Here is a 6,704-nt window from a genome sequence, read left to right on the forward strand (position 1 = left end):
ACTACTGGTTCTCTCGATACGACCGGCCGACTGCGTCGGCATATTGCTGGGCCTGGTCGAGTGCGTCATGGACGCTGATCCGACCTGCGACGGCGGCACTGATCTGCTGGCTTACTCTGGTTCCGAGGTCCTGAAACTCCGGAATGGCGAGGAACTGAATTCCGGTATAGGGCACTGGCGACACGGTGGCATGTTCTGGATCGGCCCCCTGCATCGACGAGAGTGTCAACGGTCCGTATGCCTTCGACGCCGCGGCGTATTCGGGAATCTGATAGGTCGACATCCGGCTGCCCGGTGGCACGTGTGACCAGCCGAGTTTCTCGCCGACCATCTGGATGTAGGGCTTACCGGTCATCCATGAGATGAATTTCCAGGCCGCGTCGGGTTTTTCACTGGATGTGGGAATACCCAGCGACCAGGTGTACAGCCAGCCCGAGTTCGGCTTCTGCATGACCGGTGCCGGCGCGTACCCGATCTTGCCGACCACCTTGCTGGATGCGGGATCTTCCAGCACCGAGACCGCCGAGGTCGCGTCGTACCACATGGCGGTGTTGCCCTGGGAGAGCTGCGTGGCGCATTCGCTGAATCCGCTGGCGGCCGCACCGGGTTCACCATGTTCGCGCACCAGGTCGATGTAGAACTCGACGGCACGAACCACTTCGGGACTGTTGAGCTGGGCGTGCCAGTTCTCATCGAACCAGCGTCCGCCGAAAGTGTTGATCACGGTATTCAACGGTGCGAGCGATTCACCCCAGCCGGGTTTACCGCGCAGGCAGATACCGGAGCGACCGCCGGCGGGATCATCGAGTTTTGCGGCGGCCTGGGCGATTTGATCCCAGGTCGGTTCGGCGGGCATAGTCAGCCCCGCCTGTTCGAACAGATCCTTGCGGTACATCAGGAACGAGGATTCTCCGTAGAACGGCACGGAGTACATATCACCCTGGTAGGACAGGGACTTCTGCAGGGACGGAATGAAATCTCGCGCGTCGTAGCCGGGCGTCTCGCGCTGGTAATTCGACAGGTCGACCAGCCAGCCGTTCTTGGCCCACTGCGGTGTCTCGTAGTTGCTGATCATCACCACATCGAATTCACCACCGTGGGTGGCGACCGAGGCGGTGATCTTGGCGCGGGCCTGATTCTCCGACAGCGAGACGAATTTGAGTTCGATCCCGGGATTTTCGCGTTCGAACTCACCGGATAGGGCGATGGCGTCCTGCATCTGTGAGTTCGAAACCATCGCGATAGTGACGGTGTCGCCGCCGGAGGTGAACGATCCGGCGCCCGCGCAGCCGCCCACCCCCATAACGGCCGCGAGAGCCAGTGCCGCAGCGGCCTTCGCATGGTGTCCATTCATCGGCCAGAATTCTCCTTCTTTTCCAGCAGCCACCGCGCGCACTCGATATCGGTGACGAGAATGGTGGCCAGTCCGCCCCGCAGCGCACCGAGGACGGCTTCGTGCTTGGACTCTCCGCCGGAAATCAGCAGCGAGGTCGGGCAGGCCCGGATGGCATCGAGTCCGACCGAAACCGTGCGTGCGGCAAGGGATCCCGCGACATCGCTGCCGTCGGCGCGGAAGAATCGGCCGCCGATTTCCCCGACCGCGCCCAGTTCGCCCAGTTCGTCGAGGATCGCGGTGTCGAGATAGCTGCCCTCGAACAAAGTGGTGGCGGTGGAGACCGGCCCGACACCGAACATCATGACGTCGGCATCTCGCCCCAAAGACATGGCGCGCCCGAGTAGTGAATCGTGTTCCAGCGCGGTCACGGTCGCCGGATCCGCGTAGAGCGGTGCGTGCAACCGAACCGGGGTGGCCTGCAGTTGAACAGCGCAGCGGCCGAGTGTGTAGTCGACGCCGGTCTGGTAGTCACCCGAGGTCATCGAACCGTCGAGCTGGACAACGGTCGCGCACCGCGCCGACTTCGTCCACAGCTCATGCGCCACCGCGATGGTGTCCGGGCCCCAGGTGAATCCGAGGGTGTCCGTCGGCCGCAGTCGACGGTTCAGGACACCGACCGCCGCGCGGCCGAACGGAAGCAGGCTCGCCTGGGATCGATCGGGCACTTCACCGAGCACGACCGCTTCGGTCAGCCCGAACCTCGCCTCTAGTTCGCTCTCGATATCGGCATGCACAGCCGAGCGCAGCTCGTCGGGGACATTGATCTCGATGCGCACCAGCCCCTGCGCCCGCGCGCGGGCGATGAGCCGCCCTGCGGTTGGGCGGGAAACACCTAGCTTTGCGGCGATTTCCGCCTGGGTGGCGCCTTCGAGGTGATAGAGCTGCGCAGCCCGCAACGCCAACCGGACATCGTCCGGATTTCCCGGACGGGACGCTTCGGTAGCCACTGTGCTCCTCATCGCGGTGTGATCATCTGCTCAGTAGGTGAACTATTGTTCAAGAGGCTACCATTCGTAGTGTGACGTACACAACAGTCGAGGGATCGTTATGAACGGGGCCACAACCATGGCGTTACGTGCCGACACGGTCGATCGGCTCGCCCCGGACATTTCGGTGCCGACCTACGACCGCACCCAGATCCGCACCGGGATAGTCCATTTCGGCGTCGGCGGGTTCCACCGCGCCCATCAGGCGATGTACATCGATCGGCTACTGGAACAGGGCGGTGCGACCGACTGGGGTATCTGCGGAGTCGGAGTGCTGCCCGCCGATCGGCGCATGCGCGATGTGCTGGCGGCGCAGGATGGCCTGTACACCCTGTCGGTCACCGAACCGGACGGCACCTGGCGGACCCGCGTAATCGGCTCGATCATCGAATACCTTTATGCGCCAGACGATCCCGAAGCGGTAATCGAGAAGCTGGCCGATCCGGCAACCCGGATCGTCTCACTGACCATCACCGAGGGCGGATACAACTTCTCCGCGACCACCGGCGAATTCGACGCTGCGAATCCGGCGATTCTGGGCGATCTCGCGCCGGACGGTTCGCCCCGCACCGTATTCGGACTCGTGACCGAGGCGCTGGTGCGCCGCCGGGCACGGGACATCGCGCCGTTCACCGTCATGTCGTGCGACAACATCGAGGGCAACGGGCACATCGCGCGAACCACCTTCGGGGCGTTCGCGCGACTGCGTGATCGCGAGCTCGGTGATTGGGTCGAACATGCGGTGCGGTTCCCCAACTCGATGGTCGACCGCATCACGCCGGTGACACCCGCCGACGCGTCCACCGAGCTCTCGCGCCGCTATGGCCTGGAGGATCGGTGGCCGGTGGTGACCGAGCCGTACACCCAATGGGTGCTGGAGGATATGTTCACCCTCGGCCGTCCCGACTTCGATGATGTCGGGGTGCAGCTCGTCGCCGACGTCGCACCGTATGAGCTGATGAAACTGCGCTTGCTCAACGCCAGCCACCAGGCACTCGCCTATCTGGGATATCTGAGCGGCTACCGCCTCGTGCACGAAGCGGCCCAGGATCCGGACTTCCGCCGATTCCTGTTGCGCTACATGGACCATGAGGCAACACCCACCCTGCGCCCGGTGCCCGGCGTCGACCTCGACCGCTACAAACACACCCTCATCGCACGGTTTTCCAACCCCGCGATCGGCGACACCATCGCCAGACTGTGCGCCGAATCATCGGACCGCATCCCGAAATGGCTGCTGCCGGTCATCCGTCAGCAGCTCGATACTCTCGACGGATCCGGCGAGATCGACTGTGCCGCGACGATCGTCGCCGGTTGGGCGCGCTATGCCGAAGGCGTCGACGAGCACGGCGAGCCGATCGAGGTCATCGACCGGCTCGGCGACCAGCTGATACCGCTGGCCCGCCGCCAGCGCGACGACCCCACCGCATTTCTCAGCGACAGAACAGTATTCGGCGATCTGATCGACCGACCCCGATTCCTCGACGCCTATGTCACGGCACTGCGTGCACTGCACGCTCGTGGCGCCCAGGCGACGGTGGCCGAGTTGGCACGCGACGAAAGGCAGTGACAGTATGCGCTCAGCGGTCCTGGAAGCCGTCGGAAAGATCGCGATCGAGGAACGTGCTGTGCCCGAGCCTGGTCCGGCCGAAGTACTCATCGAGGTCAGCGCGGTCGGCGTGTGCGGCTCCGACGTGCACTACTTCGAGCACGGCCGGATCGGCGACCACATCGTCGGGCAACCGCTGGTGCTCGGCCACGAGGTCTCCGGGGTGGTGGTCGGATTCGGCGTCGGCACGCGACATCATCAACTCGGGCAACGAGTATCGCTCGAGCCCGGGGTACCGGACTTCACCTGCCGCCAATGCCGAGCGGGCCGATACAACCTGTGCCCGAACATGCGGTTTTTCGGCACACCTCCGATCGATGGCGCATTCTGCGAATACGTGGTGCTGCACCAGGAATTTGCGCATCCGGTCCCGGATTCGCTGACCGACGAGGCGGCCGCGCTGCTCGAACCGTTATCGGTCGGCGTGTGGGCATGCCGCAAAGGACGGGTTGCTGCGGGCGACCGCGTGCTGGTTAGCGGCGCGGGTCCAGTCGGGCTCGTCACCGCGCAGGCCGCGCTGGCTTTCGGCGCGTCCGAGGTCGTGATCACCGATGTGAACCCGCAGCGGCTGGCACTGGCTATCGAATTGGGCTGCACACGAGCGGTGGACGTCGGCCGTACTCCACTGCGCGACATCGGATTCGAACCGAACGTCCTCCTGGAGTGCTCCGGACACCCCCGGGCAATCGGTGAAGCGGTGCGCACTGTTGCCAGGGCCGGACGGGTGGTGCTCGTCGGCATGGGCGGCGACGATATTCCGCTCCCCCTGCCCTACCTGCAGGAACACGAACTGGAGCTGACCGGAACATTCCGCTACGCGAACACCTGGCCGACCGCGATCGAACTCGCCGCCACTGGGCGAGTCGATCTCGACCGCCTGGTCACCGGACGCTTCGACCTCGAGCAGGTGGCCACGGCACTGACCAGCGGCCGGGACGATCGCGGCTCGATCAAACCGATCGTGCTACCGGGCCGATAACCTGCCCGCCCGACACTGTGTTCGGAGAGAGCCTCGCGGGCAGACATCATCGAGTTCTACTCTGGGGCCTGGCCCGAGCCGTCGGCCGTTGGACCGACCCGCTTCCGGTGAGCACATCCGACGAGTGACGACCGGCACGTCCGTCCTATGCGGGGTCGAGTTCCGAAGTCGTTGGGGCCGTGGCGGTCTCGAATGTGCCGGGTTGCCGGCGAACGAATATCGCGACCGGGACCGCGGTGATCAGCAGCGCGACGCCGGCGACGGTGAGGGCGAGATGGGTGGCGTCGGTGAACGCGTGCTGGATGGCATTGCGGACCGGTCCGGCGACGGCGGGCGGGAGGGCAGAGCTGTGCTCGCCCGCTGTGGTGGCGGACACGACGGCGTCGGTGAGCGGCCGAGGCAGGTCGGCAGCACGGAGTTCGTCGCGGAGGTTGTCGGCGAACCGCGTCGTCAGGATGGTGCCCAGAACGCTGGCACCCAGTACATTGCCGACCTGGCGGAACAAGTTGACCGTGGCGCTGGCCATACCTGCCTGGTGTGGTGCGACGCTGTTGACCGCCGCCGCGGTAGCGGGTGCGATGAGCATGCCGCTGCCGATACCGGCGAGCAGTAGTCCGGGCCAGATCCGGCCGAACCCGGTACCGGGTGGACTGGCGAGGAGCGCGAAGATGCCGGCGGCCATGACGACGAGGCCGAGTGTGAGCATCGTCGTGAACCCGATGCGATGCACGATACGGGCGGCGACGGCGCTGATGAGGACGAAGGGGCCGAACATCACCAGGAGCCGCACGGCGGCGGCGAGGACCGTGGTTCCCTGCACGTGCTGCAGGTAGAGCACGGTGACCAGCGCGGTGCCGGTGAATCCGAGCAGGGTGACCGCGGCCGTACCCATCACGGCGCTGAAGGATCCGGACCGGAAGAGCTTCACGTCCAGCATGGGATCGGGATGGCGGGCTTCGTACCGGATGAACGCCACCAGTGACACGGCCAGCACAGCGTAGGCACACAGGATGCGGACCTCGGTGTATCCCAGTGAGCCGCCTTCGATCACCGCATAGGTCAGTGCCGCGATGGCGAGGGTGCCCAGCACCATCCCGACGGGATCGAGTGCCCGGGTGGGGAGTCTGCTCTCACGAATCAGTGTCACCGCGCCGAGAAGGGCAACCACACCGAGTACGACATTGATCAGGTAGATCGCATGCCAGGAGAACGCACCCGCCAGCACCCCCGCTCCCAGCGGACCGATCGCCAGGCCGATTCCGGAACTTCCGGCCCAGATACTAACGGCCTCGGTGCGTTCGCGCATATCGGTGAAGGTGTGGCTGATGATGGCCAGGCTCGTGGGCAACACCATCGCGCCGCCGATTCCCATGATGGCCTGGGCGGCAATCAATACGACCGTGTTGTGCGCGGCGAATGCCACAGCACTGCCCGCCGCGAAGACGGCCGCGCCGGTGGCGAAGATCAGCCGCCGGCCGATGAGATCCCCGACGGTCCCGCTGCCGAGCACCAGACTGGCCACGACCAGGCTGTAGGCACTGGCGACCCAGACGGCCATCGACGACGAGGGGTGCAGATCGGCCTGGATGGTGGCGAGCCCTCCGAGCGTGGAGGAGACATTGACGAAAGCCATCATCGGGCCGATGCACACCACGGCCAGGATCCGCCACCGACCACGCGACGTTGCGTCGTGATCGGCGGATGCGGTCACCTCATTACGTGTCACGGCATTCC

5 protein-coding genes are annotated in these 6,704 nt (G+C 65.3%); 2 read left to right on the top strand and 3 right to left on the bottom strand.

All coding sequences use genetic code 11. From position 1 onward, the window contains the following. Nucleotide 1: 1 nt before the first annotated feature. Both ACQP2U_RS22080 and ACQP2U_RS22085 read right to left on the bottom strand, forming a co-directional pair. Complete coding sequence (locus ACQP2U_RS22080) at nt 2-1,354, bottom strand: ABC transporter substrate-binding protein (protein ID WP_433709220.1); 1,353 nt, start codon at nt 1,352-1,354, stop codon at nt 2-4. Beyond that, on the bottom strand, nt 1,351-2,355 hold the full coding sequence (locus tag ACQP2U_RS22085; protein ID WP_397029470.1) for a sugar-binding transcriptional regulator: 1,005 nt from the start codon (nt 2,353-2,355) through the stop codon (nt 1,351-1,353). The genes ACQP2U_RS22080 and ACQP2U_RS22085 overlap by 4 nt, the downstream gene beginning before the upstream one ends. 106 nt (nt 2,356-2,461) lie before the next feature. Between ACQP2U_RS22085 and ACQP2U_RS22090 the strand changes: the two genes are divergently transcribed. Both ACQP2U_RS22090 and ACQP2U_RS22095 read left to right on the top strand, forming a co-directional pair. After that, nucleotides 2,462-3,952, top strand: coding sequence for a mannitol dehydrogenase family protein (locus ACQP2U_RS22090; RefSeq protein ID WP_433716549.1), 1,491 nt, complete (start codon nt 2,462-2,464; stop codon nt 3,950-3,952). 4 nt (nt 3,953-3,956) lie between these two features. Beyond that, nucleotides 3,957-4,970, top strand: coding sequence for an NAD(P)-dependent alcohol dehydrogenase (locus ACQP2U_RS22095; protein ID WP_433709221.1), 1,014 nt, complete (start codon nt 3,957-3,959; stop codon nt 4,968-4,970). A 145-nt stretch (nt 4,971-5,115) separates the two neighbouring features. Here ACQP2U_RS22095 and ACQP2U_RS22100 read toward each other — a convergent pair whose 3' ends face one another. Then, nucleotides 5,116-6,696: an MFS transporter gene (locus ACQP2U_RS22100; protein ID WP_433709222.1), complete on the bottom strand. Its 1,581-nt coding sequence runs from the start codon at nt 6,694-6,696 to the stop codon at nt 5,116-5,118. Nucleotides 6,697-6,704 lie beyond the last annotated feature (8 nt).

The organism is Nocardia sp. CA-084685 (genome assembly GCF_050955785.1).
Lineage (GTDB): Bacteria > Actinomycetota > Actinomycetes > Mycobacteriales > Mycobacteriaceae > Nocardia.